This window comes from Kitasatospora misakiensis (assembly GCF_042656005.1).
Classification (GTDB): domain Bacteria; phylum Actinomycetota; class Actinomycetes; order Streptomycetales; family Streptomycetaceae; genus Kitasatospora; species Kitasatospora misakiensis.
Genome location: NZ_JBHSOF010000001.1, coordinates 360,993 through 386,250 on the forward strand (window position 1 = coordinate 360,993; position 25,258 = coordinate 386,250).

General features: G+C 74.7%; 18 protein-coding genes and 1 pseudogene. 12 read left to right on the top strand and 7 right to left on the bottom strand.

The annotated features are described in order from the left end of the window. Positions 1-60: 60 nt before the first annotated feature. Entirely contained in the window at positions 61-1,689 is a 1,629-nt protein-coding gene (locus tag ACFP3U_RS01455; RefSeq protein ID WP_380223204.1) for an FAD-binding oxidoreductase, read from the top strand. Positions 1,690-1,767: 78 nt separating this feature from the next. Here ACFP3U_RS01455 and ACFP3U_RS01460 read toward each other — a convergent pair whose 3' ends face one another. Further along, positions 1,768-2,493 carry an ABC transporter ATP-binding protein gene (locus ACFP3U_RS01460; RefSeq protein WP_380223205.1) on the bottom strand — a complete coding sequence of 242 codons (726 nt, stop codon included), beginning with the start codon at positions 2,491-2,493 and terminating at the stop codon, positions 1,768-1,770. Between the two features lie 371 nt (positions 2,494-2,864). Between ACFP3U_RS01460 and ACFP3U_RS01465 the strand changes: the two genes are divergently transcribed. The 3 genes from ACFP3U_RS01465 to ACFP3U_RS01475 all read left to right on the top strand — a co-directional run bounded on the left by ACFP3U_RS01465 (position 2,865) and on the right by ACFP3U_RS01475 (position 10,073). Then, entirely contained in the window at positions 2,865-6,191 is a 3,327-nt protein-coding gene (locus ACFP3U_RS01465) for an FtsX-like permease family protein (RefSeq protein WP_380223206.1), read from the top strand. Beyond that, positions 6,188-8,992, top strand: coding sequence for a hypothetical protein (locus tag ACFP3U_RS01470; RefSeq protein WP_380223207.1), 2,805 nt, complete (start codon positions 6,188-6,190; stop codon positions 8,990-8,992). The genes ACFP3U_RS01465 and ACFP3U_RS01470 overlap by 4 nt, the downstream gene beginning before the upstream one ends. Before the next feature lie 88 nt (positions 8,993-9,080). Next, positions 9,081-10,073, top strand: a complete 993-nt coding sequence (locus tag ACFP3U_RS01475) for an ABC transporter ATP-binding protein (RefSeq protein ID WP_380223208.1) — start codon at positions 9,081-9,083, stop codon at positions 10,071-10,073. Positions 10,074-10,092: 19 nt separating this feature from the next. Here the strand turns inward: ACFP3U_RS01475 and ACFP3U_RS01480 are convergent, their stop codons facing one another. Together ACFP3U_RS01480 and ACFP3U_RS01485 are read right to left on the bottom strand one after the other, a co-directional pair. Further along, positions 10,093-11,004, bottom strand: coding sequence for a phytoene/squalene synthase family protein (locus tag ACFP3U_RS01480; protein WP_380223209.1), 912 nt, complete (start codon positions 11,002-11,004; stop codon positions 10,093-10,095). 57 nt (positions 11,005-11,061) lie between these two features. Continuing rightward, positions 11,062-11,595, bottom strand: a complete 534-nt coding sequence (locus ACFP3U_RS01485) for a MarR family winged helix-turn-helix transcriptional regulator (RefSeq protein WP_380223210.1) — start codon at positions 11,593-11,595, stop codon at positions 11,062-11,064. A gap of 64 nt (positions 11,596-11,659) precedes the next feature. Between ACFP3U_RS01485 and ACFP3U_RS01490 the strand changes: the two genes are divergently transcribed. Further along, a complete protein-coding gene (locus ACFP3U_RS01490) occupies positions 11,660-12,376 on the top strand; it encodes an SDR family NAD(P)-dependent oxidoreductase (protein ID WP_380223211.1) in 717 nt (238 codons plus the stop codon). A gap of 134 nt (positions 12,377-12,510) precedes the next feature. Here the strand turns inward: ACFP3U_RS01490 and ACFP3U_RS01495 are convergent, their stop codons facing one another. Continuing rightward, positions 12,511-12,696: a hypothetical protein gene (locus ACFP3U_RS01495; protein ID WP_380223212.1), complete on the bottom strand. Its 186-nt coding sequence runs from the start codon at positions 12,694-12,696 to the stop codon at positions 12,511-12,513. Between the two features lie 617 nt (positions 12,697-13,313). On the opposite strand from ACFP3U_RS01495, the gene ACFP3U_RS01500 reads away from it, so the two are divergent. Both ACFP3U_RS01500 and ACFP3U_RS01505 read left to right on the top strand, forming a co-directional pair. Then, complete coding sequence (locus tag ACFP3U_RS01500; RefSeq protein WP_380223213.1) at positions 13,314-13,973, top strand: AAA family ATPase; 660 nt, start codon at positions 13,314-13,316, stop codon at positions 13,971-13,973. Between the two features lie 139 nt (positions 13,974-14,112). Beyond that, positions 14,113-14,868: a thioesterase II family protein gene (locus tag ACFP3U_RS01505; protein WP_380223214.1), complete on the top strand. Its 756-nt coding sequence runs from the start codon at positions 14,113-14,115 to the stop codon at positions 14,866-14,868. Between the two features lie 85 nt (positions 14,869-14,953). On the opposite strand, the gene ACFP3U_RS01510 is transcribed toward ACFP3U_RS01505, so the two are convergent. After that, positions 14,954-15,391: a MarR family winged helix-turn-helix transcriptional regulator gene (locus tag ACFP3U_RS01510; RefSeq protein WP_380223215.1), complete on the bottom strand. Its 438-nt coding sequence runs from the start codon at positions 15,389-15,391 to the stop codon at positions 14,954-14,956. A gap of 106 nt (positions 15,392-15,497) precedes the next feature. Between ACFP3U_RS01510 and ACFP3U_RS01515 the strand changes: the two genes are divergently transcribed. The 4 genes from ACFP3U_RS01515 (at position 15,498) to ACFP3U_RS01530 (ending at position 21,860) form a co-directional block, all read left to right on the top strand. After that, positions 15,498-16,415: an MBL fold metallo-hydrolase gene (locus ACFP3U_RS01515; RefSeq protein ID WP_380223216.1), complete on the top strand. Its 918-nt coding sequence runs from the start codon at positions 15,498-15,500 to the stop codon at positions 16,413-16,415. Positions 16,416-16,601: 186 nt separating this feature from the next. Beyond that, on the top strand, positions 16,602-18,443 hold the full coding sequence (locus ACFP3U_RS01520) for a S8 family serine peptidase (RefSeq protein ID WP_380223217.1): 1,842 nt from the start codon (positions 16,602-16,604) through the stop codon (positions 18,441-18,443). A 289-nt stretch (positions 18,444-18,732) separates the two neighbouring features. After that, a complete protein-coding gene (locus ACFP3U_RS01525) occupies positions 18,733-20,712 on the top strand; it encodes a LodA/GoxA family CTQ-dependent oxidase (RefSeq protein WP_380223218.1) in 1,980 nt (659 codons plus the stop codon). Next, a complete protein-coding gene (locus ACFP3U_RS01530) occupies positions 20,709-21,860 on the top strand; it encodes a tryptophan 7-halogenase (RefSeq protein WP_380223220.1) in 1,152 nt (383 codons plus the stop codon). Before ACFP3U_RS01525 ends, ACFP3U_RS01530 begins: the two co-directional genes overlap by 4 nt. 58 nt (positions 21,861-21,918) lie before the next feature. On the opposite strand, the gene ACFP3U_RS01535 is transcribed toward ACFP3U_RS01530, so the two are convergent. Next, positions 21,919-22,722 (bottom strand): DUF4389 domain-containing protein, encoded by an 804-nt coding sequence (locus ACFP3U_RS01535; protein WP_380223222.1) that lies wholly within the window; start codon positions 22,720-22,722, stop codon positions 21,919-21,921. Between the two features lie 361 nt (positions 22,723-23,083). Here ACFP3U_RS01535 and ACFP3U_RS01540 point away from each other — a divergent pair, with 361 nt between their 5' ends. After that, positions 23,084-23,437 carry a hypothetical protein gene (locus ACFP3U_RS01540; protein ID WP_380223223.1) on the top strand — a complete coding sequence of 118 codons (354 nt, stop codon included), beginning with the start codon at positions 23,084-23,086 and terminating at the stop codon, positions 23,435-23,437. A gap of 173 nt (positions 23,438-23,610) precedes the next feature. On the opposite strand, the pseudogene ACFP3U_RS01545 reads toward ACFP3U_RS01540, so the two are convergent. Further along, positions 23,611-25,080, bottom strand: a pseudogene (locus tag ACFP3U_RS01545) (glycoside hydrolase family 10 protein); the annotation flags it as partial. Between the last annotated feature and the right edge of the window lie 178 nt (positions 25,081-25,258).

Sequence of the window (25,258 nt, forward strand, 5' to 3'; positions counted from 1 at the left end):
TCGCGCGTGTTAGCGTGCGGCCGCCAGCTTGACTCGACGTGGAGAAAGTGGGTCCCATCGATGAGTCGTGAATTCTCCCGCCGGGGATTTATCGGCGGTACCGGAATGGCCGCTGCCGGGATTTCCGCCGCCTCACTGGGCCTGGCCGCCGCCGGACCGGCCGCGGCCGAGCCGCTCGACCAGCCCGAGGGGTGGACCGTCTTCCCCCCGGACTCCCGCTACGAGACCCTCAGCCAGGGCTTCAACCAGCGGTGGCGCAGCCGGCCGGCGTACATCCGCCTGGTGGGCAACGAGGCCGACGCGGTGGCGGAGCTGAGCTCGGCGCTCGACCGCGGGCTGCGGCCGACGGTGCGCGGCGGCGGCCACTGCTACGAGGGTTTCGTCGACAACGACAAGGGCGTCGTCCTCGACCTCAGCACCCTGCGCGGCGTCCGGGCCGGGACGGACAAGTTCGGCGGGTCCACCTACTGCGTCGAGGGCGGTGCCACCAACTGGGACGTCTACGCCACCCTGTTCCGCGAGTACGGGGTGACGATCCCGGCCGGATCCTGCTACTCGGTCGGCGCGGGCGGCCACATCTGCGGCGGCGGGTACGGGCTGCTCTCCCGGCGGCACGGGCTGACCGTCGACCACCTGGTCCAGGTGGACGTGGTGACCGTCCGCGGCGGCACGGTCGAGGTGACCCGGGCGCACCGGGGCGACCCCGCGGGCTCGCCCGAGCACGAGCTGTTCTGGGCCCACACCGGGGGAGGCGGCGGCAACTTCGGCGTGGTGCTGCGCTACCACTTCGCCCGTACGGTGCCCGCGCCGCCGCCCCGGGTCTGGCTCAGCAGCGTCGCCTGGCAGTGGGCGGACCTGATCGAGCACCCCGAGGACTTCCGCACCCTGCTCGCCAACTTCGGCGCGTTCTTCGCCGAGCACAGCGACCCCCGGGAGACGGTCTACCGCGGGCTGTTCTCCATCCTCCACCTCACCCACCACTCGAACGGGAACCTCGTCCTGTTCAGCCAGTGGGACGAGGAGGACCCGGCTCCGCTGGACGCGTTCCTCACCCGGATCGAGAACGGGATGCGCGCCAAGCCCACCGCGCAGACCCGGGGCGTCGGCGGCCTCTTCCTGCCCTACCCGGACAAGCGCCGCCAACTACCGTGGTTCCAGGCGACCATGACGCTCAACGGCTCCGGACCCAACCAGCGCGGCAAGTACAAGTCCGCCTACCACCGCAAGGCGTTCACCCCCGCGCAGATCGACACCTGGTGGGACTGGCTCACCAGGGACGTCAAGGGCCTCGACCTCAGCCAGACCCTGGTCCAGATCGACTCCTACGGCTGCAAGGTGAACGACCGCGGCCCCGCCGAGACCGCCGTCCCCCAGCGCGACTCGGTGCTGAAGCTCCAGTACCAGACCTACTGGACCGACCCGGCCCAGGACGCCGACCACCTCGCCTACCTGCGCGGGCTCTACCAGGACACCTACCGCTCGACCGGCGGCATCCCGGAGATCGGCACCGACACCGACGGCGCCTACATCAACTACCCCGACACCGACCTGGGCACCACCGCCGACAAGCAGCCGGCCTACCAGCGGCTCTACTACAAGGGCGGCTACCCCCGCCTGCAGAAGGCCAAGAAGCACTGGGACCCCAAGAACGTCTTCCACCACGCCCAGTCGATCACCCTGCCGTCCTGAGCCCGGCGACGGGCGCCCCGGCGGCGGGGTGTCCGGGGTCGTGCCGCCCGCTCGCGACGCGCCGGGCCGGGCCGGGGGTCAGGCGACGGGGGCGGGGTCCTCGACGATGTGGCCGTCGCGGAGTTCGACGACGCGGTCGGCGAGTTCCATGAGGTTGGGGTCGTGGGTGGCGACCAGGACGGTGACGCCCTCGCTGCGGACGACGGCGCGGAGCAGCTCCATGATCGAGCGGCCGGTCTCGGAGTCGAGCTGGCCGGTGGGCTCGTCGGCGATGATGAGGTCGGGTTCGTTGGCCAGGGCGCGGGCGATGGCGACGCGCTGCTGCTGGCCGCCGGAGAGTTCGCCGGGGCGCTGGTTGGCGTGGTCGGCGAGGCCGACGAGGGCGAGGAGGGTGCGGGCCCGCTCCTCGCGCTGGGCGGCGGGGACCTTGCGCAGGCGCATCGGGATCCCGACGTTCTCGGCGGCGGTGAGCACCGGGAGCAGGCCGAAGGACTGGAAGACGAAGCCCAGCCGGTCGCGGCGCAGGGCGAGCCGGCCGTCCTCGTCCAGGCCGCCCATGTCGGTGCCGTCGAGGGTGATGGTGCCGCCGGTGGGGCTGTCCAGGCCGCCGACCAGGTTGAGCAGGGTGGTCTTGCCGGAGCCGGAGCGGCCCTTGAGGGCGGTGAGTTCGCCCCGGCCGATGGTGAAGGAGACGCCGCGCAGGGCGTGGACGGCGCGCTCGCCGGTGCCGAAGCTGCGGCGCACATCGGTGACGGTCACCATCGGAGCGGTGACGGTGACGGTGCCGGCCGGTTGCTGTGTCATGCGGCGTCCCCCTGGGAGTTCCCCGGCGGGGCCTGTGGAGGGCGGCCGGCCGAGGTGTTCTTCGCGGTCTTCATTTGAGGTATTTAATTGAGGTGTTCATGGCTTGGCAGGGGACCCGGACATGACGTTCCGTCAGCCGTCGCCCCAGGTGCGACGCGGATGCGATGCGGAGCATTTGCTCACTACTTGCATCCTTCGCGCAAGTCCCTTCCTTTCCTTGACCGGATCTGACAGCATCGTCCGCTATCCGGTGATCAAGCGCCGGTGATCACGTATGACGACGCGCCCAGGGGCGCCCGTCCACGCAGTGCGGGACGACTGCCGGGACCGGGCGTGGCGCGGACACCATTGAGGACCGGGGGAGGAACAGGATGCTCGGCTTCGTCGTGCGCCGTCTGCGCGGGCGACTGCCCCTGGCCAGTGCCGCTCTGCTCACCGTACTGATCACAACGGCGGTGCTCACGGCGCTGGTTGCCTTCCAGCGCACCGTCGGCGAGATCGGGCAGCGCCAGGCCCTCCAGGGCCGGGGCCACCCGCGGACCACCGTGGTGGTCAACTCCGAGCACGGGCTGGCGCAGCGAGCCAAGGACGATGCGGCGGTGGCCGGTTACGCCAGGGCGCTCTTCGGCGAGCTGCCGACCGAGAGCCGCGGCCTGTCCCGCAGCCGCTCGTACGGCCTGCCGGCCGCAGGTGCCCAGGCTGCCTCGACGGGCAGGCAGCCTGGCACGCCGACGGGTACGCCGACCGCCCCCGCGGCCGGCGCGGGCAAGGAGGACGACCTCACCCTCCTCGCCGCCCTCGACCGCCAGTACGTCCACCTGCTCGCCGGCGGCTGGCCCGCCGCCGCCGGCCCCGGCACGCCCGGCGGCCCCGTCCAGGCGGCCGTCCCGCAGTCCGTGCTGACCCGCCTCGGCCTCGCCGCCGAGGCCCTGCCCGCCGACGTCCCGCTCACCGACCGGTACGGCGGCGCCCCGCTCGCCGTCCGGATCACCGGCGTCTACCGCGCCAACGACCCCGCCGACCTCTACTGGCGGCTCGACCCGGTGCAGGGCCGCGAGATCCTGAGCGGCGGCTTCACCACCTACGGCCCGCTGCTCGTCGACGACACCGCCTTCAGCGCCGCCGGCATCCCGCAGAACGGCCGCAGCTGGCTGGTCGACGCCGACTTCACCGGCGTCGGCGCGAGCGCCGTGGACGCCCTGCGCGGCCGGATCACCCCGGCCGGCGACGACCTCAACCGGACCGCCGGACTCATCGCCCGCACCGAACTCCCCGACCTGCTGCGGGAGCTGGACTCCGGCGCGACGGTCGCCCGCTCCACCCTGCTGATCGGCGCCCTCCAGCTGATCGTGCTGGCCGCCGCCGCCCTGCTGCTCGTCGTCCACCTCATCGCCGGCCGCCAGCAGGCCGAGAACACCCTGCTCGCCGCCCGCGGCGCCTCCGGCCTGCGGCTCGGCGGCTACACCGCCGTCGAGGCCCTGCTGCTCGCGCTGCCCGCCGCCCTGCTGGCCCCGCTGCTCACCCCGCCGCTGCTGCGCGTCCTCGGCGGCTTCGGCCCGCTGCGCCACGTGCCGCTGGACACCTCGCTGCGCTGGACGCTCTGGCCGGTCTCGATCGCCTGCGCCCTCGGCTGCGTCCTGCTCGCCGCCGTCCCCGCCCTGCTGCGCGGCGCGGGCGCCGCCGTCCTGCGCCGGGCCGGTCAGCGTCAGGCCCTGGCCGCCGGCGCGGCCCGCTCCGGCGCCGACCTCGCCCTGCTCGCCCTGGCCGTCCTCGCCTACCAGCAACTCGCCCAGTACAGCGGCGGGTTGTCCCCGGACGCGGACGGCCGCCTCGGCCTGGACCCGATCCTGATCGCCACCCCGACCCTCGCCCTGGGCGCCGGCACCCTGCTCGCGCTGCGGCTGCTGCCGCTGGCCGCCCGGCTCGGCGCCCGGCTGGCCGCCCGCGGCCGCGGCCTCGGGCCCGCCCTGGTCGGCTGGCAGCTCGCCCGCCGCCCCGGCCAGGCCAGCGGACCGGTCCTGCTGCTGGTGCTCGGCGTCTCCACCGGCGTCCTGGCGCTCGGCCAGCACGACACCTGGAACAGCTCCCAGCAGGACCAGGCCTCCTTCGCCACCGCCGGCGGCCTGCGGATCCACGGCCTCCACACGGCGCCGGCCGGCCAGGGCAGCCGGTTCGCCGCCCTGCCCGGCGGCGACCGGATCCTCCCCGTCAGCCGGCAGGAACAGTCGCTGCCCGACGGCTCCCACGGCCAGCTCCTCGCCCTGGACGCCGCCGCCTTCGCCGCGCGCGTCCCGGTCCGCCCCGACCTGCTCGACGGACAGGACCCGAAGCGCCTGTTCGGCCCGCTCGCCGGAGACCCGCCCGCCGGCGCCGCCGGAGTCACCCTGCCCGGCCGCCCGCAGCGGATCGACGTCGACCTCAGCTTCACACCCGACGCCCAGCCGCCGAGCCCCGGCGACCTCCTCCCGCCGGCGCCCGAAGCCCCGGAGGCCTGGCTGCTGCTCCGCGACAGCCACCACCTCTCCTTCGTCGCCCCGCTCACCGGCATCCCCGCCGCCGGCGACGGCCGCGCCACCGCGGACCTCGCCGCGCTCACCGACGGCGGACTCAGCTCGGTCTCCGCGCCGCTCAGCGTCGTCGGCCTGACCCTCTCCCTCGGCCCCAAGGACGCCGGGGTGCTGACCGTCCGACGGCTCGCCGCCGCCGACGACGCCGGCGCCCCCGCCGTCCCGGCCGCCGTCCCCGCCGGCCTCGGCTGGGCCACCGGCGGCGACCCCGCCGCCCGCCCGGTCGGCGTGGACGTCGCCCCCGGCCCGTCCGACGACCGGCGACTGCTGAGCGTGCGCTACGGGACCGGCACCAACAGCCTCGGCAACCGGCGCGCCGTCATCACCCCGGTCGAGGCCAAGCCGCCGACCGAGATCGCCGGCGTCGCCACCCGCGGCTACCTGACCGCCACCGGCTCCACCGTCGGCTCGACCGTGCGGGTGCCGTTCGGCCTCGCCGCCGTGCCGGTCCGGATCACCGGCGAGGCCGAATCCCTGCCCGTCGTCGGCTCCGACGCCCTGCTCGTCGACCTCGGCGCGGTCGGCCGGGTGCTCGCGGCGAGCGGACGGGAGACGCCCGCGCCCACCGAATGGTGGCTGCCCGCCACCGGCCCGGACGACCCCGTCCCCGCCCAAGCCGCCGCCGCGCTGCGCGCCGCCCCCGGCACCCCCGGGATCCAGCTCCGCGACGAGGTCGCCGCCGACCTGCTCGGCGACCCGCTCAGCGCCGCCCCGCAGAACGCCCTGGCCGCCATCGCCGTCGTCACCACCGCGCTCGCCGCGATCGGCTTCGGCGCCGCCGGGGCCGCCGCCGCCGGCCAGCGCTCCCGCGACTCCGCGCTGCTGCTCGCCCTCGGCACCCCCCGGCGCCGCCTGGTGCGCACCGCCGCCGCCGAACAGGCCGTCCTGGTCGGCCTCGGCAGCGTCGTCGGCCTCGGCCTCGGCGCCCTGATCGTCCAGCTGATCGTGCCGCTCGTGGTGCTCACCCCGGCGGCCCGCCGCCCCGTCCCGGAGGCCATCGTCGACCTGCCGCTCGGCACCGCCGTGCTGCTGGCCGCCGTGATCGCCGCCGTCCCCCTGCTCTCGGCCCTGCTCGGCGGTCGCCGCCGGCGCGACGTGGCGCAGCGCCTGCGTCACCTGGAGGAGATGTGACCGGCCCGGCCGCCACCACCGCCCCCCGGCCCGCCGACGCCGCCCCGGCGGCCGGCCACGGACCGGCACCGTGGGTGCGCACCCGGCTGCGCGCGACCCCGCTCGCCGCCCTGCTCACCGCCGTGCTCGCGTTCGCCACCGTCTTCCTGGCGGTCGCCTTCCCCCGCGTCCTCGACCGGGCCGCCGACCAGGGCCTGCGCGACTTCCTGCGCGACCGGGGCCCCGCCGCGTCCAGCCTCCTCGCCACCGCCGAACTGCGCGGCGGCGCCAAGAGCCTGGACGAGGACGCCGCCGTGCTCGCCGCGCACACCGGCCCCACCCTCGGCCTGGGCCCCGGCGGACCGGTCTACGGCGCCCGCAGCGGCAAGTCGCGCGGCCTGACCAACCCCGGCCTGGCCCGGCCCGAGGTCGTCGACCCGCAGCTGGACCTGCTCTACGTCCAGGGCCTGCGCGAGCACATGACGCTCGTCGAGGGCCGCTGGCCCGACGCCCCGAAGGCCGGCGCCCCGGTCCCGATCGCGATCGCCCGCTCCACCGCCACCACGGTCGGGATCCACCTCGGCGACGTGCTGGCCACCGCCGAGAACCTGGAGGGGGAGAACCCGCCGCGGGCCGAGGTGGTCGGCATCCTGGACGCCGGGGACCTCGACGACCCGTACTGGGCCGAGCTGCCCTGCCCCGTCCAGGCCTGCCTCAACTACACGACGGGCAAGCAGAGTTACGCCTACTGGCGGCTCACCGGACTGGTCGACGGCGCCGCCCTCGACGGGGTGGAGAGCTGGCAGACCGGCGCCCGGGACTTCTGGCGGATCCCCGTCGACGTCGACGGGCTGCGCGCCGACCGGCTCGCCCGCACCCAGCGGGAACTCGCCGCCTACCTCACCGGGCACACCGCCAACGAGCTGGCGACCGCCACCCACCGCCCCGGCCTGCAGATCACCTCCCCGCTGCCGGCGCTGCTGGGCCAGGCCACCGCCCGGCAGGAGGCCACCGCGCCGCTCGCCGCGATCGGCCCGGCGGGCCTGGCCGGCGTCGGCCTGGTCGTGCTCGGCCTGGCCGCCGCACTGGCCGGCGACCGGCGGGCCACCGAACTGCGCCTGCTCCAGGCCCGCGGCGGCTCCCGGAGCGGCGTCGTCCGGCGACTGCTCGCCGAGGGCGCCGTCACCGTCCTCGCCCCCGCGGCCGTGGCCGGCGCGCTCGCGCTCTGGCTGCTGCCCACCCCGCGCTGGGGCGGCGCGGTGCTGGCCGGCACGGCCGTCGCCCTGTTCACCCTGCTCGCCCTCCCGCTGCGGGCCGCCCGGCTCTGGTCGAGGCCCCGGCCCGGCAGCGCCCGGCGGCGGACGGCCGGCGAACTCGCCGTCCTGGCCCTGACGGTCGCCGCCGTCGCCGAGGTCCGCCGGCGCGGCGTCGCCCCGGCGGGGGAGGGTGCGGACCCGCTGCTGATCGCCGCACCGCTGCTGCTCGCGCTCACCGGCGGACTGCTGCTCGCCCGCCTCCAACCGCTGCTGCTCGGCGCGCTCGCCCGGGTGGCCACCCGGCGGCCCGGCGCCATCGGCTTCCTCGGCCTGGCCCGCGCCGCCCGCGGCAGCACCGACCGCTCGCGGCCCTCCGTGCTGCCCCTGCTCGCCCTGCTGCTCGCCGTCACCACCGCGGGCTTCGGCTCCACCGTGCTGGGGTCCGTCGGCACCGAGCGCACCCGCGCCGCCCGGCTGACCGTCGGCGGCGACGCCTCCGTGGTCGTCCCGGGCGGCGTCACCGTGTCGCGGACCTTCGCCGAGGCGGCGGGCAAGCTGCCCGGGGTCCGGGCCTCGGCCCCGATCTGGGCCGACACCGATGTGTTCGTCCTCGGCGACAACGGCGTCACCCGGGTCTTCGCCGTGGTCGCCGACCCGGTCGCGTACGCGGAGATCTCCCGCTCGCTCGGGCGGGGAGCCTTCGACGCGGCCGCGCTGTCCGGGGGCACCGGCGGACCGGACGCCCCCGTGCCCGCGCTGGTCTCGACCGCGCTCGCCCGGCAGCTCGGCCCGGGCGCCACCCACCGCCTGCGCCTGCCGAACGGCGGGGAACTGCTCACCGCCACCGCCGCCACCGTCGACGGCACGCCCGCCCTCCAGGGCGACGGCCGGCTGTTCGTCGTCCTGCCGGCCGGCCCGGCCGTCGCCCTCGCGCCCGAACTCGGCCGCCCCAACCTATGGTTGGCCACCGGGTCGGTCGACCGGGACCGGCTGCGGAGCCTGGTCCGCGAGCAGATCGCCACCGACGCCGAACGCGCCGCCGCCGCCGTCACCGGCGGACCGGACGCCCTGCCGGCCGGCTACACCGTGCGCACCAGCGCGACCGTGCGCGCCGAACTCGCCGACGACCCGCTCCAGGACACCGCGGCCCGGCTCTTCTGGACCGCTGTCCTCGGCGCCGGCGCCCTCGCCCTGCTCGCCGTCCTGCTCACCCTGGTCCGGGCCGCGCCCGAGCGCACCGCGCTGCTGGCCCGGCTGCGCACCATGGGCCTGCGGCCCCGGGAGGGCCTGACCCTCATCCTGATCGAGACGCTGCCGCAGACCCTGGTCGCGGCCGTCGGCGGCGGCCTCGCCGCGGTCGCGGCGGTCGCCCTGCTCGGGCCCGCCTTCGACCTGTCGATCCTGGTCGGCACGGAGATCGAGCCCGGCCTGCCGGTCGCCGTCGCGCCGGTGCTGCTGCCGACGCTCGGCCTCGCCGCCCTGGTCTCCGCGGGCGTCGTCGCCGAGGCGCTGATCGCCGGCCGACGGCAGATCACCACCGAACTGCGCGCGGGGGACCAGCGATGACAGCTCCGCCGCGCGGCGACCGCGAGCACGACCGATCCACCCCCACCAGCACGCCGACGCGACCCACGCCGACGAGAGGAGCACCGCGGTGAACGGCAGCGCCCAGGACCAGCGGACCGCCCCGGTCCCCACCTTCCAGGAACTGCAGGAGCGGGCGCGCGCCGTCGCGGCCGGCCCCAAGGCGCACGGCGCGGACGCGGCCATCGTCTGCGACCGGCTGGTGCGCATCTTCAGCGCCCAGGGCGTCGAGGTGCAGGCCCTCCAGGGGCTCGAACTGACCATCCGGCAGGGCGACCTGGTCGCCCTGGTCGGCGCCTCCGGCAGCGGCAAGTCCACCCTGTTGACCATCCTCGCCGGGCTCGACGTGCCGACCGCCGGCACCGCCACCGTCGCCGGCTGCGACCTGCTGGAGATGTCCCCCCGCGAACGGCTGCGCTACCGCCGCGAGGTGGTCGGCTTCATCTGGCAGCAGACCGCCCGCAACCTGCTGCCCTTCCTCACCGCCGCCGAGAACATCGCGCTGCCCATGCAGCTGCGCGGCGGCCGGCGGTCGCGCGGTGCGGGGCGCCAGCAGGCCGCCCGGGTCGCCGAGCTGCTGGAGGCCCTGGACATCGGCGAGCTCGCGGGCCGCCGCCCGACCGAGATGTCCGGCGGCCAGCAGCAGCGCGTCGCGATCGCCGTCGCGATGGCCAACAACCCGCCGGTGCTGCTCGCCGACGAGCCCACCGGTGAGCTCGACTCGGAGACCGGGGCGAGCATCTTCGAGGCCTTCCGCACCGTCAACCGTGACCTCGGTGCCACCGTCGTGATCGTCACCCACGACCCGATGGTGGCCGGCGAGGTCCGCCGCACGGTCGCCATCCGCGACGGCCGTACCAGCAGCGAGGTGCTCCGCCGGACCCTCACCGACGAGCACGGCGAGGAGTCGGTCAACGAGACGGAGTACGTGATGCTGGACCGCACCGGTCGGGTCCAGCTGCCGGCCAAGTTCCTGGAGGCGCTCGGCATGCAGCACCGCGTCGCCGTCGAGCTCGCCCCTGACCACATCGCGCTGCGGCCGGACGACCTGGAGGGCCACTGACGGTCCGGTTGCCGTCCGGTCAGCGGCGGTGCTTCCGGGCCCGGAGGTACTCGCGGGCCAGCAGCCGCAGCGCGGCGGGCTTGGCGGGGCTCGCGGAGCGGTGCAGCAGCCCGCCGAGGTCGGCGCGGGCCGCGGCGCTGGTGAGCGCCTCCACTCCGACGATGCAGCGGACCATCGGCCGGTGGGCGGCCGGGACCAGGTCGACCACCGCCCCCGCCTCGGCCAGGGTGCGGTCGGCCTCGTCCAGCAGGCCGCCCAGCAGCGCCCGCACCGCCGGCAGGTCGCGGGCCTGCTCCAGGTCGGCGCGGGTGACGCCGTGCCGCGCCAGCCGATCCTCCGGGACGGTCAGCCGGCCCTCCGCGAGGTCCTCGGCCAGGTCGTTGACGAAGTCGAGCCGCTGACTGGCGTCGATGAAGGTCCGGCAGGCGGCCCGGTAGGCCGACTGGTCGCCGTCCGGGCCGAGCAGCGCGGCGACGACCATGAAGCCCGGCAGTGAGTACCCGTCCACGTACCGCTGGTAGTCCTCCTCGGTCGCGAACCCGGTGAAGTCGAGGTCCGCGTCCGCCGCGGCGAGGTAGTCCAGCACCCGGTCGCGCAGCACGGGACGGGCGGCCACGCTGTGCAGCAGCGGCCGCAGCTCCGGATCGTCCGTCCGGCCCTCGGCGAGGCTCGTGGTGACCTCCTGCCGCCACCGGTCGGCCGCCGCCCGCCGCCGGTCGAACGGGCCGCTGTCGAGCAGCGTGTCCGTCCGGTGCATGAACGCCGCCGCCGCCATCACGTGCGGGACGGTCCGCTCCGGGAGCAGCAGCCCGGCGGCCACCGCGACCTCCCGCCGGTAACGGGTCACCTGTTCCCGCTGCCGGCCGTAGTCGGCCCGCAACCCGGTCTCCCGCACCCCGGCCGCGTCCAGCGCCCGCTCCCACCTGCCCACTCGGCCCACCGTTCCTCTCCTCGGAAGGTCCGAGCTTAGGCCCCGCGCGGCCCGGCCTCAGCCGAGCGTGCGTTGTCGGACGTCGGCCATCAGTTTGTCCAGCGTCGCGATGAGCACGGTGCGTTCGTCGTCCGACAGGCAGCGGACGAGTGCGGCTTCCCGGCCGAGCACGGTGTCGACGGATCGCTCGATGAGCGCGTGGCCTTCGGCGGTGAGTTCCACCAGGACGGTTCGGCGGCCGGTGCCTGCCGGTGTTCGTCGGACGAGGCCGTCGCGTTCGGCCCGGGCGACGCGCTGCGAGATCGCGCCGGCGGTGACCAGCGTGCGCCGGGCGAGCTCGCGGGTGCTGAGGGTGTAGGGCGGGCCCGAGCGGCGGATGACGGAGAGCAGGTCGAGGGTGGCCGCATCGATCCCCGCCTCTCGCAGAGCCCGGCCGCGGTCGTCGGTGAAGAGCTTGGCCAGCCACCAGATGGGGGTGACGATCTCGATCGATTCGGTCGGGGTGCCCGGTCGCTCCCGTCGCCAGGCCGCGGCGATCTCGGTGGCGGAATGGGCGGGTCCTGGGTCCTCCGCTGCGGCGGCGTCGACCACGGTGTGATTCCTTGTCGGTCTCGGCTATGTTTAGGTCTAAACGTAGCAGGGGGCAGGAGGATTTATGACCCGCATCGTGGTCGTCACCGGAGGAACCAGCGGCATCGGCCGTGCCATCGCCCAGAGGTTCGCCGTCGACCGGGCAGAGGTCTTCATCACCGGACGTCACGCGGACACCGTCGAGCCGACCGCCAAGGAGCTGGGGGTGCACGGTGTCGTCTGTGACGCGGCCGATCCGGGGCAGGTCGCATCGCTCGCCGATCGCGTCGGGCAGGTGGACGTCCTGGTCAACGCCGCCGGTGGGCTGCCCGAGGCGGCATCAGGTGACGGAGCGCCTCTGGACGCGCTGCTCGCCCAGTGGCATGCCAACCTGGCGCAGAACCTGCTCACCGCGGTGCTGACCACGGCGGCGGTCCAGGACAGGCTCACCGGCGACAGCTCCGTCATCAGCATCGGCTCGATCGGCGCCGAGCGCCGTGGCGGCTCCTACGGCGCGGCCAAGGCCGCTCTGGCCGCGTGGAACGCCTCGCTGTCCGCCGAGCTCGCTCCCAGGGGAGTGACCTGCAACGTCATCTCCGCGGGTTACATCGAGGGCACCAACTTCTTCCGCGGCGGGCTGAGCGACGAACGCCACCGCGCACTGGTGGAGGAGACGCACAACAAGCGGCCCGGCACGGTCGACGACATCGCCCGGACCGCCTGCTTCCTCGCCTCCCCGGGCGCCCGGCACATCACCGGACAGACCATCCACGTCAACGGAGGTGCCTTCACCACGCGGTAGCACCCTTCGTGGGACGGTACTTGGCGGGTGATCGCCCCGGGCGGCGATGAGCGCGCCGTGAACGCCTCCCCGGCGGCGGCGACGGCCGGCTGACCGTCGCCGACCGGGCGGCCGTGCCCCGGCCACCCGGTCCGTCAACTCCCGCCGCTGGTAGGGCGGATCAGCCCGGAGCGTTCGGCCTCGGACCGCAGGTCGCGGGCGGGGGCGCCCCGGTCGGTGCGGTCGCCGCGGGCCGCGGCCGTGCAGAGGGCGAAGACGAGCAGGGCGCTCGCCGCCGCGGCGAGGATGCCGAGGGCGGTGAGGACGCGGAGCAAGGTCACGGGAAGGGCCTCCAGGAGGACGGCGCGAGGGGGTGCCGCCGGGGATATCGGCAGACTGGCCCACCAGGTCGAGTGTCCACGGGCGGTTCCGGCTGCCGACCGCCGCGCGCAGGAGCGTGTACGCGGGCGGTCGAAGCACGAACGGCGCACACCCGGCCCTCCCTCGCGCCCCTGACCCCCTCGGCCGCCGCCGCGCCCGTCACCTCCACCGCATCAACCGCGCCCGCCGCGTCCACCAGGGCGTGTCCGAAGAATTGGCGTCGGATCAGGCCCCGGGGCCCGCGGCGCGGCCCGACCCGGATCCTCCTCCCGGCCGAGGCGTAGCGGCCGGGAGGACGGCGATCGTGTCGTGGCCGGCGAAGGACCGGACGACGGTGCCGGTCTCCTGATCGCCGAGGCCGTGGTACGTCGCAGTACGGCCGGTCAGCGGGTCCGCGCTTCATGACGCGTTGCCGTGGCGGACCCCGGGGCGGGAACCGTTCGGGGGCACGGGAGCGTGGATTGTTATCGTTCCAGGTCGGGCACGGACGGGACGGGTGAGCAGTATGGACGGGGCGGTCATCGTGGGCGGACCGAGGACGGTCCCGCCGGGTGCGGGCCGGACGGCGGAGGCGGGCATGGAACCGCGGGGCCCGGTGGACCTCCGGGGCGTGGACGGCGAGTCGTTCGCCGTCGACTACCCGGCCGACGCGATCGTGGTCGTCTCCGGGCTGCCCGGCAGCGGCAAGAGCACGCTGCTGCGGCGTTGGTCGGCCCGCGCGCCGCACGTCGCCACCGTCGATCCGCGGGCCGTCCACGAGGCCTGCGCGGCCGTCATGCCGGACCGCCTGCCGTACGCGGTCTACCGGCCCTGGGCCCGGCTGGAGCACTTCCGGCTGCTGCGCGGCTCGGTGCGCCGGGGCGGGCCGCTGCTGGTGCACGACTGCGGCAGCCGGGCGTGGATGCGCCGCTGGCTCGCCCGCGAGGCCGCCCGGCAGGGGCGGGAGCTGCACCTCGTCCTGCTCGACGTCGGCGCCGCCACCGCCTTGGCCGGCCAGCGGGCCCGGGGCCGGTGGGCGTCGCACCGGGTCTTCGCCCGGCACCGGCGGGGCCTGGACCGGCTGCTCGCCGCGTTGACCGCGCACACCCGGGGCGCCGCCGGGACGCCGGTGCCGGAGGCGGCCTCGGTGCTGCTGCTGGACGGCCGGTCCCGGGCGCGGGCGGCCGAGGCGCGGTTCGGACACGGCGGTGCGGCGCTCGGCGGCGGCCCGGGCGGCGGGGCGGCGGACGCCGGCTGAGCGGGGCGAGCGCGGCGCCGCCGACCTGCCGTGATTGCGGGATTCTGTCCGGTGGGCGGTTGACGCGGGTGCGGGTCGGCCGGGGAGACTGTGCGGGTAGACCGTTCTGCCGATCCGTCAGTCGCGAGGAGCGCTCCTTATGCCCGGCCCCACCGCCGTTACCGACAGTCTCTGGTTCCGCCGTTTCCATCCGTTCGACGCGGCGCCCGTCCGGGTCGTGATGTTCCCGCACGCGGGCGGCTCGGCGGGCTTCTTCCGGGACTGGTCGGCCGCGTTGTCGCCGTACGCGGACGTGCTCGCCGCCCAGTACCCCGGCCGCTTGGACCGGATCGACGAGCCGGCCCTCGACTCGCTGCCCGAGCTCGCCGAGCGGGTCTACGCGGCGCTGCGGCCGTGGGCCGACCGGCCGCTGGTCCTGTTCGGGCACAGCATGGGGGCGGCGATCGCCTTCGAGGTGACGCGCCGTTTCGAGCGCGACAAGGTGTCCGGTCCGGTGCGGCTGTGCGTCTCGGGCAGCCGGGCCCCGTCGGAGCCGCGCGACTCGGCGGTGCACCTGCTGCCCGACGCGGGCCTGCTGGCCGAACTGGCCCGGCTCGGCGGCACCGACGAGCGGCTGCTGGCGGACCCGGAGCTGCGGGCGATGATCCTGCCGTCGCTGCGCGGCGACTACACGGCCATCGAGACCTACCTGGCCGCGCGGGAGGAGACCGTCTCGGTGCCGGTCACCTCGCTGACCGGCGACATCGACCCGCGGGTGACCCTGGAGCAGGCGGGCGACTGGGCCGCGCACACCACCGGCGCCTTCGACCTGAAGGTCTTCCCGGGCGGCCACTTCTACCTGACCGACGAGCGGGCGGCCGTGCTGGACGTCCTGAAGTCCCACCTGAGTGTGTGAGTGCGTGAATGCCTGACGGTCTGGCGCCGGCATGCCGGCGCCAGACCGCGCCCCGGAGGTCCCGCCCGGGGGTCCCGACTGGGGGTCAGGGGCGGGCGAGGGCCTCTTCGAGCAGTGCCTGGAGGGCGTTCCGCTGCTCCGGCCGCAGCCCGGCCAGCGGCGAGTCGGCGGCGAGCAGGGTGAGGAGCCGCTCGCGCAGCAGGGTGCCCGCGGGGGTGAGGACGAGGTGCCGCGCGCGCCGGTCGGTCGGGTGGGGGCGGCGTTCGACCAGCCCCTGCCGCTCCAGCCGGTCGACGACGAAGGTGGTGTTGGAGGGCTCGCAGCTCATCCGCTCGGAGAGTTCACGCATCGTCATCGGCCCGGTCAGCTCACGCAGCGCGGTCGCCTGGGGTGCGGTGAGGCCGAGGCCGGCGGCGTGGTCGCGCAGGTGGTCGCCGATCCGCTGGGCGAGTCCGTTCACCAGACCGCACAGCGCGCGCTCGGCGCGGGCCCGTTCGTCCGGCGCTTCCCGGGGCGGTGTCATGCCGCCATGCTACCCGCGGACATACATCAAGCCAGAATGATGAAAGCTTGAAGTATATTGCTGACGGGCTCTGAGGGGCGGGGACGGATACGGCAGGGGAGAAGCTGTGGTGGAGTCGTTCGGCGTGGTGGGGGACCGGTGGCGCCGGCCGGGGACGACGCGGTCGCTGCGGCTGGGCGACACCACGGTGTCGTACGTGCCGGACGGCGAGCTGCGGCTGCCGCCGGGCGTCGCGTTCCCGCAGGCTGATGCCCGGGTGTGGTCCGAACACCCGGAATACCTCGACGATTTCGGCCTCCTCGTCCTGAGCGTCGGCGCGCTGCTGGTGGAGCGGGACGGCCGGGCCCTGCTGATCGACGCGGGGTTCGGCCCGGAGGAGCTGCCGCTGGTCCCGGGCGTGCCGCACAGCACGATCCGGGGCGGAGGGCTCCTGGCGGGCCTGGCCGCACTCGGGCGGCGCCCCGAGGAGATCGAGGCGGTGGCCGTCACCCATCTGCACCCCGACCACCTCGGCTGGGCCTGGCGGCCCGGGCCGGACGGCGGCCGACCGGTGTTCGCCCACGCCGAGCACCTGGTGGCCGAGCCGGAGTGGGCCGCGCGCGACCGCGGCTCGGAGCAGGCGGCGGAGCACGGCGCGGCGCACGGGCCGGCGAGGGAGATCGCCGGTGTGGCCCCGTACGTGCGGACCGTGACGGACGGGCAGGAGGTGTTCCCCGGGGTCCGGGCGCGGGTCACCGGTGGTCACACGGCCGGCCACACCGAGTACGTGATCGAGGACGGCGGGCGGCGGCTGATCGCCTTCGGTGACGCGATGCACGCGCCCGTGCAGGTCGGCCACCCCGGGTGGTTCGTCGGCGCGGACCACGATCCCGCCCGGGCCGCCGCCCATCGGGCGCGGCTGGTCGAGGAGTTGGCGCAGCCGGGGGTGATCGGCTTCGGAGTGCACTTCGCCGATGTGGTGTTCGGCCGGGTGGTCTCGGGTCAGGTCGACTCCGGCCCGGTCTGGTGCCCGGTGGACGCCTGACGCGGCGACTCGACCCAGTCATCGGTATGACCGGAATGAGTCGAGCAACCGCGGAGACATCAAATGTTGACACGTTTGTGACAACAGGTCACGCGTAAAGCCTTCCCCAAACCCTCACCGCTCTGGCATGTTGCGTTCAATCCCCGTGTGATCCCCTCAAGCACGGGCCCCGATCGGAGGACGCACGTGTCACCCCTGATATCCCGGCGGGTCGGCCGCCCCACGGCCGCGCTCGCCCTGCTGGCCGCCGCGGCGCTGGCCACCCCCGCGACCCTGGCCGTCGCGTCGCCCGCCGCCCCCGCCGTCCAGGCCGCCACGCCCGTCGTTCCGCCCGTCCAGGCCGCGCCCGCCGCCCCCGCCGCACCGCAGGCCCCGGCCGTCGCCGCCGCGTGGGCCGCCGGGACCCGCGCCTACCTGGTGATCAGCGCCCCCGCCGACGTCGCCGCCGCCAAGTCCGCGGTGACCGCCAACGGCGGCACCGTCTTCGCGAGCTACGACGCGATCGGCGTCGTCGTCGCCCACTCGACCAGCGGCACCTTCGCCGCCACCCTGCGCGGGGTGGCCGGCATCCAGCAGGTCGGCGCGACCCGCACCTCGGACGTCCCGGCCGACGCCTACAACCCGGCGCTGCCCGCCAACCCCGCCCAGTCGGCGACCACCCTCACCGAGACCAACCGCTGGGACATGACCCAGATCAAGGCCGACCAGGCCTGGGCCGTCTCCACCGGCTCGCCCACGGTCAAGGTCGGCGTGCTGGACACCGGTGTCGACGACCAGCACCAGGACCTCGCGCCCAACTTCGACGCCGCCGACTCGGCCTCCTGCGCCTACGGCAAGGCCGACACCCGCACCGGCGCCTGGCGCGACGTCGACACCCACGGCACCCACGTGGCCGGCACCATCGCCGCCGCGAAGAACGGCAAGGGCGTCGTCGGCGTGGCCCCCGGCGTCAAGATCGCCGCGGTCCGGATCGCGGAGCCGACCAGCACGCTGTTCTACGCCGAGAACACCGTCTGCGGCTTCGTGTGGGCCGGCGACCACGGCTTCAAGGTGACCAACAACAGCTACTACACCGACCCGTGGCAGTTCAACTGCCCGGACAACCTGGACCAGGCGGCCATCATCGAGGGCGTCAAGCGCGCCCAGGAGTACGCCGAGGGCAAGGGCTCGCTCCAGATCGCGGCGGCCGGCAACTCCAACTACGACCTCGCCAACAAGACCACCGACAGCGAGAGCCCCAACGACTCCACCAAGGTCACCCGGACCATCACCAACGCCTGCATCGACATCCCGACCGAGCTGCCCGGCGTGGTGACCGTCTCCGCCATGGCCAGCGGCACCGGCAAGGCCTCGTACTCCAACTACGGCCGGGGCGTCATCGACGTCGCCGCGCCCGGCGGTGACGGCTCCACCGGCGTGTACTCCACGCTGCCCGGCGGCAAGTACGGCACCAAGAGCGGCACCTCGATGGCCTCCCCGCACGTGACCGGCGTCGCCGCGCTGATCGCGAGCGCCAACCCGTCGTTCACCCCGGCCGACATCCGCGCCCGGCTCGCGAGCCAGGCCAACGACGTGGCCTGCCCCTCCGACAGCCGCTGCACCGGCACCACCGCCAACAACGCCTTCTTCGGCGAGGGCCAGGTCGACGCGCTGAAGGCCGTCGGCGGCAGCACCCCGCCGACCGGCAAGTTCTTCGAGACCCAGACCGACGTGGCGATCGCCGACAACGCGACGGTGGACAGCCCGCTCACCGTCACCGGCGTCGGCGGCAACGCCCCCGCGACCCTCAAGGTCGGCGTGGACATCAAGCACACCTACCGCGGTGACCTCGTGCTCTCCCTGGTCGCGCCGAACGGCACGGTCTTCCTGCTGGAGGATTTCGCGAACAGCGACAGCGCCGACGACGTGGCCAAGACCTACACTGTCAACGCCTCGGCGAGCACGGCCGACGGGACGTGGAAGCTGCGCGTCAAGGACGGCGCCTCCGGCGACGTCGGCACCGTCGACGCCTGGAACCTGACCTTCTAGACACCTGCCGGACCCACCCGCCGTCCGACCCACGGGCAGCACGGACGGCGCCCCGGACCGGTCGGCGCGACTCCCCGCGCGTCGTGCCGACCGGTCCGTCCGCGTTCCGGGTCCGTCCGCGCTCCGGCCCCCGGCCCCCGGCGGCCCGCCGCACGCTTCACCCGGGTGCGCCCTCCACTGTCCTGGTTCGTCTACCGAAGATCCAGGACAGTGGGGCAACCCGGCGTCGAAGACCGCCGAACCGTTCGGTCCGCCGGACGGCGCGCCCCTCGGCCGAGAGGACCGCCCGTTGACCGACGACATCGCCTTCGCCAGGATCCACCCCGCCATCGGCATCGCCCGGGTGGGCAACAGCACCCGCGAGGACGGCTGGTTCCTCGGCCCCGAGGTCCCGGACCCGCCGGCCGAGCAGCCGGGCTTCTACAAGGACGACCAGGGCGCGATCAAGCGCCAGGCCGCCCGCTTCCGGATCTACGGCTACACCGCCGACGGCCGCGTGGTGCGCGAGCTGACCGCCGACCAGCCGGACGTGAGTATCGAGTGGTCGGTGCACGTGGCCAACAAGAAGGCCGCCTGGTACGAGTTCAGCCTCCCGCTGGACATCCCCGACATGAAGGACAAGCCCGAGCCGTGGCGCAACGCCAAGGTCACCGACCGGGCGAGCCTGATCATCGACCCCGGCCCCAAGACCCTGCCGGCAGGGAGCACGGAGACCGTCGAGTTCGCCGGCGGCTCCTTCCTCGGCACCCCCGTCCCGCTCGGCCGGATGCAGACCGACGAGGCCGGCCGGCTGATCGTCCTCGGCGGCCTCGGCACCTCCCGCAACCCCAAGGGCGGCGAGCTCCACTCCTACGGCAACAACGACGGCTGGTGCGACGACACCTCCGACGGCCCGGTCACCGCCACCGTGACCGTCGGCGGCACGCCGCTGCGGGTCGACCCCGCCTGGGTGGTGGTCGCCCCGCCCAACTACGCCCCCGACGTCAGGACCGTGCGCACCCTGTACGACCTGCTGTACGACCTCTTCGTCACCCAGGGCACCCTGGAACCGCCGAAGACCGTCAACTTCGACCGGGACGTCAAACCGATCCTGCACCGCTTCTGCGAACTCCAGTGGGTCAACAAGGGGTTCGCCACGCACTTCGGCTTCGGCGGGCCCGAGCACTTCCTCGCCCCCGACCGCCTCGCCGCACTCGCGAGCCCCTCGCCCACCCACGAGGAGCTGCGCCGGCAGGTGTACACCTCGCTGCGCGACCCCGAGCGCGACGGGAGCTCCCCGGTGCCCTGGCCGTGGATCTACGGCGACGGGATGAAGGGCCGCGGCCCCTTCTCCCTCCTGCAGTACCTGACCGTCTCCCCGACCCAGGACGCCGTCCTGCTCTCCTGGACGAAGGGCGAGTTCGACGCCTTGCCCTGGCCCGGCTTCCCGCAGCGGCTGGAGGACGCGCCGGTCGCCGAGCAGCCCGCCCTGCTCGACCGCGCCGCCCTCGACTTCTGCCTCGCCGACGCCTTCCACCCCGGCTGCGAGGTCACCTGGCCGATCCGGCACACCACGCTGTACAGCGCGCCGCTGCGCATCCGCCACCGGCCGGCCGGCAGCGTCGAACCGGACTACGGCGACCGGCTCACCCAGGCCCGGGCCCTCGGCGAGGACGGGCCCCTGCACGAGCAGGGCCCCGGCGACCTGACCCGCTGGATGGCCGTGCCCTGGCAGACCGACACCGCCAGCTGCCGCTCCGGCTACGAGTCCGGCAACAACCTCGGCCCCCGCTACGACCCCTACCTGCCGACCTTCTGGCCCGCCCGGGTCCCCAACCACGTCCTCAAGGAGAGCGACTACCGGATCGTCAACAAGGAGATCACCCAGACCGACGAGGACGGCCGCGAGGCCGCGTTCGCCCGGCGGGCCTCCTGGCTGCGCGGCCTCAAGGGCAGCTACGGCCAGCAGCTCAAGCAGGCCGTCGCCGAGTGGCACGCGTTCGGCATCGTCGAGGTCCGCCCGTACACCGTCGGCGACGGCCGGTTCCCGGAGCGGATCCAGGTCGAGTCGGTCCCCGGGTTCGCGCTCGAAGGCGTCCCCGACAACCGCAACCTGATCTCCATCCACGTACCGGCCGCGACCCTCGCCGCCGAGGCCCTGAGCACCCAGGCGGCCGGCGAGGTGCTCGCCCTCACCGGCCGGGCCCCGCACGAGGTCACCATCGGCTACTTCGACAAGCTCGACCCCTTCGGCGAGGACGCCGGGGTGGCGGGCGAGGACGGCTCGTGACGTCGTCGTACGAGGTGGTCGTCGTCGGCGGCGGCCCGGCCGGCGCGGCCGCCGCCCTCGCGCTGGCCGACCGGGGGCGCGGCGTGCTGCTCGCCGACGCCCCCGGCGGGCCGCCGGCGGTCAGCGAGGCCCTGCCCGCCGTGGCCCGGGTGCTGCTGCGCGACCTCGGGGCCGGTGACACCGTCCCCGGGGACGGCCACCTGGCCTGCTACGGCAACCGCTCGGTGTGGGGCTCCGAGGTCCCGGGCTCGGTCGACAGCATCAACGACCCGCACGGGCCCGGCTGGCACCTCGACCGGCCGCTGTTCGACCGGCGGCTGCGCGAGGCGGCGGCCGTGGCGGGGGCGGAGGTCCGTGCGGCGACGGCGCGCCCGGCCGGCCGGCACGCCGACGGCACCTGGAGCCTCGCCCTGGCCGGCGGGCGCGGGGCCGTGGACGGGACAGCGGACCCGGGCGAGGTGGTCCGCTGCCGCTGGATCGTCGACGCCACCGGCCGCCGGGCCGCCGTCGCCACCCGGCACGGCGCCCGCCGGCTCGTCGGCGACCGGCTGGTGGGGACGCACCTGGTGCTCGGTCCCGGCGGTGGCGCGGCGGACAGCACCACGCTGGTCGAGGCCGTGCCGGACGGCTGGTGGTACAGCGCACCGCTGCCGGGCGGACACCTGCTGCTCGCCTCGTTCACCGACGCCGACCTGCCCGCCGCCCGCGTCGAGCCTGAGCTCTTCCGCGACCGGCTCGCCCGGACCGGTCCCACCGCCGCCCGCGCCGCCGCCCACCCGTTCCCGCCGCACCCGGCGCCCACCCGGGCACCGGCCCACACCGCCCGCCTCAACCGCGTCCACGGCGACGGCTGGACGGCCGCCGGGGACGCCGCCGCCGGCTTCGACCCGCTGTCCTCCCAGGGCATCCTCACCGCCCTGTACACCGGCCGCGCCGCCGGCCTCGCGGTGGACGCCCACCTAGCCGGCGACCCGTACGCCCACGACCGCTACGCCGCCGCCGTCACGGACGTCCTCGCGGCCTACCGGCGCAACCACGCGGCCTACTACGCCCTCGAACGGCGCTGGCCCGACCGGCCCTTCTGGCACCGCCGACACCGGCGGCAGGCGCGGACGACGAGTCCGGGCGCGGCCGTCGGCGCGGTCTGAACGGGTGCGGTCCGAGCACGCCCGCTCGGACCGCACCCGGACCGCCGACCGTGCTCCGTCAGCCGGTCGGAGGCCCGGGGAGCAGCGGGCCGGTGACGTTCTTGTCCCCGTCGTCGTCATCGTCGTGGATGCTCGTGGTGATCGAGCTGATGGCGCCGGAGAGCAGGCCGAGCACCAGGAAGGCCACCAGCAGGCCGCGGCCGGCGCCGCTCATGACCAGCGGCCGGGTCGCCGAGACCGGGCCGCCGGGCTCCGAGCCGGGTTCGTCGCCGAAGAGCTGCTTCGGGTAGGCCGAGGTGAGCATCACCAGGTAGGCCAGGTACCGCATCCGGTAGCGCAGCACGGCCGCGGTCGCCTCGAACAGGGGCTGCGGCATCCGCCCCAGGATCAGCACCGCCAGCCAGCTGATCCAGCCGACCATCCACCAGCCCGCGTAGAGCAGCCCCTGCACGACGGCCGCCGGGATGACCAGGATCAGCCGGAACAGCACCGCCAGCCGGTTCAGTTCACCGGGCTTGAGCTCGACCTGGACGGGGTGGTCGGGCGTGCGGAAGGCGAACGGCGGATAGCGGTCGACGGTCAGCATCAGGTACGCCGTCACCCGGGTCTCGTACGGCAGGTACGAGGACAGGTAGTCGGCGGCGAAGCCGGGGAGCCGGCCGAGGACGAGCGCGCCGAACCAGCCGATGACCGTGACCACGAACGCCACCACCGACAGCACCCAGACCACGATGAACTGGGGGATCAGCAGCAGGAGCCGGAAGAACACGGTCAGCCGGTTCTGCGGTCCGGGCGCGGGCAGGTCGAGCGCGGGCAGCCACTCACGCGGGTACGGGGTGGCTGCGGGGGGAGCCTGCCACATCGGGGCCTCCAGGGCTCGACACCGGGGGCGCGGCGAACCCGCGCGTGCTCCGAAGATCGCAGCCCGCCGGGGAGCCCGCGCGCCATGCTGCGCCACCCGGGCGACGGGGCCCGAACGGTCCACGCCGGTCATTTTGGCATTCGATCCGACAGTCAATCGATCGCAGGACGGCGGCGGGACGTGAACGAAGTGATCGGGATCGATCGATTGTGGTCGAAGAATCCTCCCGGGCGTGGCGACGGGGCAGCATCGGTCCCGGAGGGATCGGGAGTACACCGGTACACCCGGTCGGTTGTCAGATGCGGAGCGTCCGGTCGACCGTCATGTCCGGGACGTGACGTGCTCACCCTGGGGGTGCGGATTGCCAACGTTCGACGACTACCACCACCGCCTGTCCGGTCCGGCCGACTACGGCCCCCCGGAGCCGGACGAGGACGGCCCGCTCGGGCCGGCGGACCTGCTGGAGCCGGCCGACTTCGATGCGTTCCTGCGGCTCTCCGCCGAGCTCACCGGATTCGACGAGGACGAACTGCGCGACACCGGCATGGCGCACGAGCACCACCGCACCCTGCTCGCCCACCGGGTCCGCGACGAGCACGCCCTCGTCCACCTCTGGTACGTCGGCGCCTGGCCGGACGAACCGCCCTCCTCACCTCGGGCCCCCGACCGGGGCCTGCTCTGGCGCACCTTCCACGGCACCGCCCCCGGCACCTGATCCGGTCGCCAGGGGAGACGGCCCACGCGCCGCACCCCGACCGCCTCCCGGGCACCTCGTGGCGCCGGGACGTGGTCGGGGTGGCCCCCGTGGGCGAGCACGGCCGCCGCCTGCTCGCCCACGGGGGCGAAGGGCTCCGGTGGAGCCGGGTGCCCCCGCGGGGGCTCAGCTCACCGGAAGTTCCAGTGCTGGTTGGCGCCGCCGTTCGAGTCCCAGACCTGGACGGCCGTGCCGTTGGCGTTCTGGCTGCCGGGCGTCTCCAGGGCCCGGCCGCTGGCGACGTTGCTCAGGGTGTAGGAGCCGTCGCTGTTCCGGGCGGCGTTCCAGTGCTGGTTGGCGCCGTTGTTGGAGTCCCAGACCTGCATCCTGGTGCCGTTGCCCGTCTGGTTGCCCGGCTGGTCCAGGACCTTGCCGCTGGCGATGTTGGTGAGGGTGTAGGAGCCGTCGCCGTTCTTGTTGGCCCGCCACTGCTGGTTGGAGGCGCCGCTGGGGTCCCAGACCTGGAGCTGGGTACCGTTGGCGTTCTGTCCGGCGGGCTGGTCGAGGACGCGGCCGGCGCCCACGCCGGTGAGGGTGTAGACGGCGCCGTTGACGATCTCCCCGCCCGGGTTCGGGTTCCCGCCGCCACCGCCCAGGGCGCTGAGCGTCGCGTTGTAGGCGGCCTTCTTGTTGCCGTTGTTGTCGAACAGCAGCGGGTTCTCGCCGCCGCGCCAGGAGTCGCTGTCGCGGATGCCCCAGACGGTGATGCCCGTGCAGCGGGCGACGCTGAGGCAGTCCCGGACGGTGTTGGTGTAGGCGCTCGCGGAGGCCTGGGCGATGTCGAGCTCGGTGAGCTGGACGTCCACTCCGAGCGCGGCGAAGCTGGAGATGGTGGTCCGGAAGTTGGACGGCGGGCCGCCGGCGCCGAAGTGGCTCTGGAGACCGACGCAGTCGATCGGCACGCCGCGGGCCTTGAAGTCCTTGACCATCCGGTAGACGCCCTGGGTCTTGGCGTCCGTCCAGTTCTCGATGTTGTAGTCGTTGTAGCAGAGCTTGGCGCCGGGGTCGACGTTGCGGGCGGTGCGGAAGGCCTCCTCGATGAAGCCGTCGCCCAGCACGTCCTGGAACACGGAGCCGCGGTGCTGGCCGCTGCCGCCGTCGGCGAAGGCCTCGTTGACCACGTCCCAGGCGTAGATCTTGCCCTTGTAGTGGGACATCTCCTGGGTGATGTGGTTGTTCATCACGCTGCGCAGGGTGTTGGCGTCCCTGATCGAGCCGACCCAGCCGGGCAGCTGGGAGTGCCAGACCAGGGTGTGGCCGCGCATCTTCTGGCCGCGGGAGAGGGCGCGGTTGACGATCGTGTCGGCGGCACCGAAGTTGAACGACCCGCGGGAGGGCTCGATGGTGTCCCACTTCATCTCGTTCTCCGGGGTGACCATGTTGAATTCCCGGTCGAGAATGCCGGCGTACGTCGGGTCGCCGAGCCTGCCCGCCGCCACCGCCGTGCCGAAGTACCGGCCGCTGTCGGCCGCCGCCGTACCGAGGGTGGTCCCGGCGGCCTGCGCCGTGGGGGCCGCGGTGACGACGGCGATCGAGCTGACGACCAGGCACGCGGCGGTCGTCAGGGCGTTGCGGAGGCGGGGTTTGTTCTTGAGCGCTGGCATGACGGATCGTTCTCCTTCTTGGTGGGGGATTCCGAGGCGTCGGTGGGGGCCGGTTCCTCGTCCTGACACGTGTGCGGGCCGGTATCCGGCCGCACGTTCCCGCTGGGCGGACCGGCTGACCGTCGACCTTTCTGTTAGCGCTAACAAATCAGCCGGAGCCGATCCTGGCGTGTCCCGG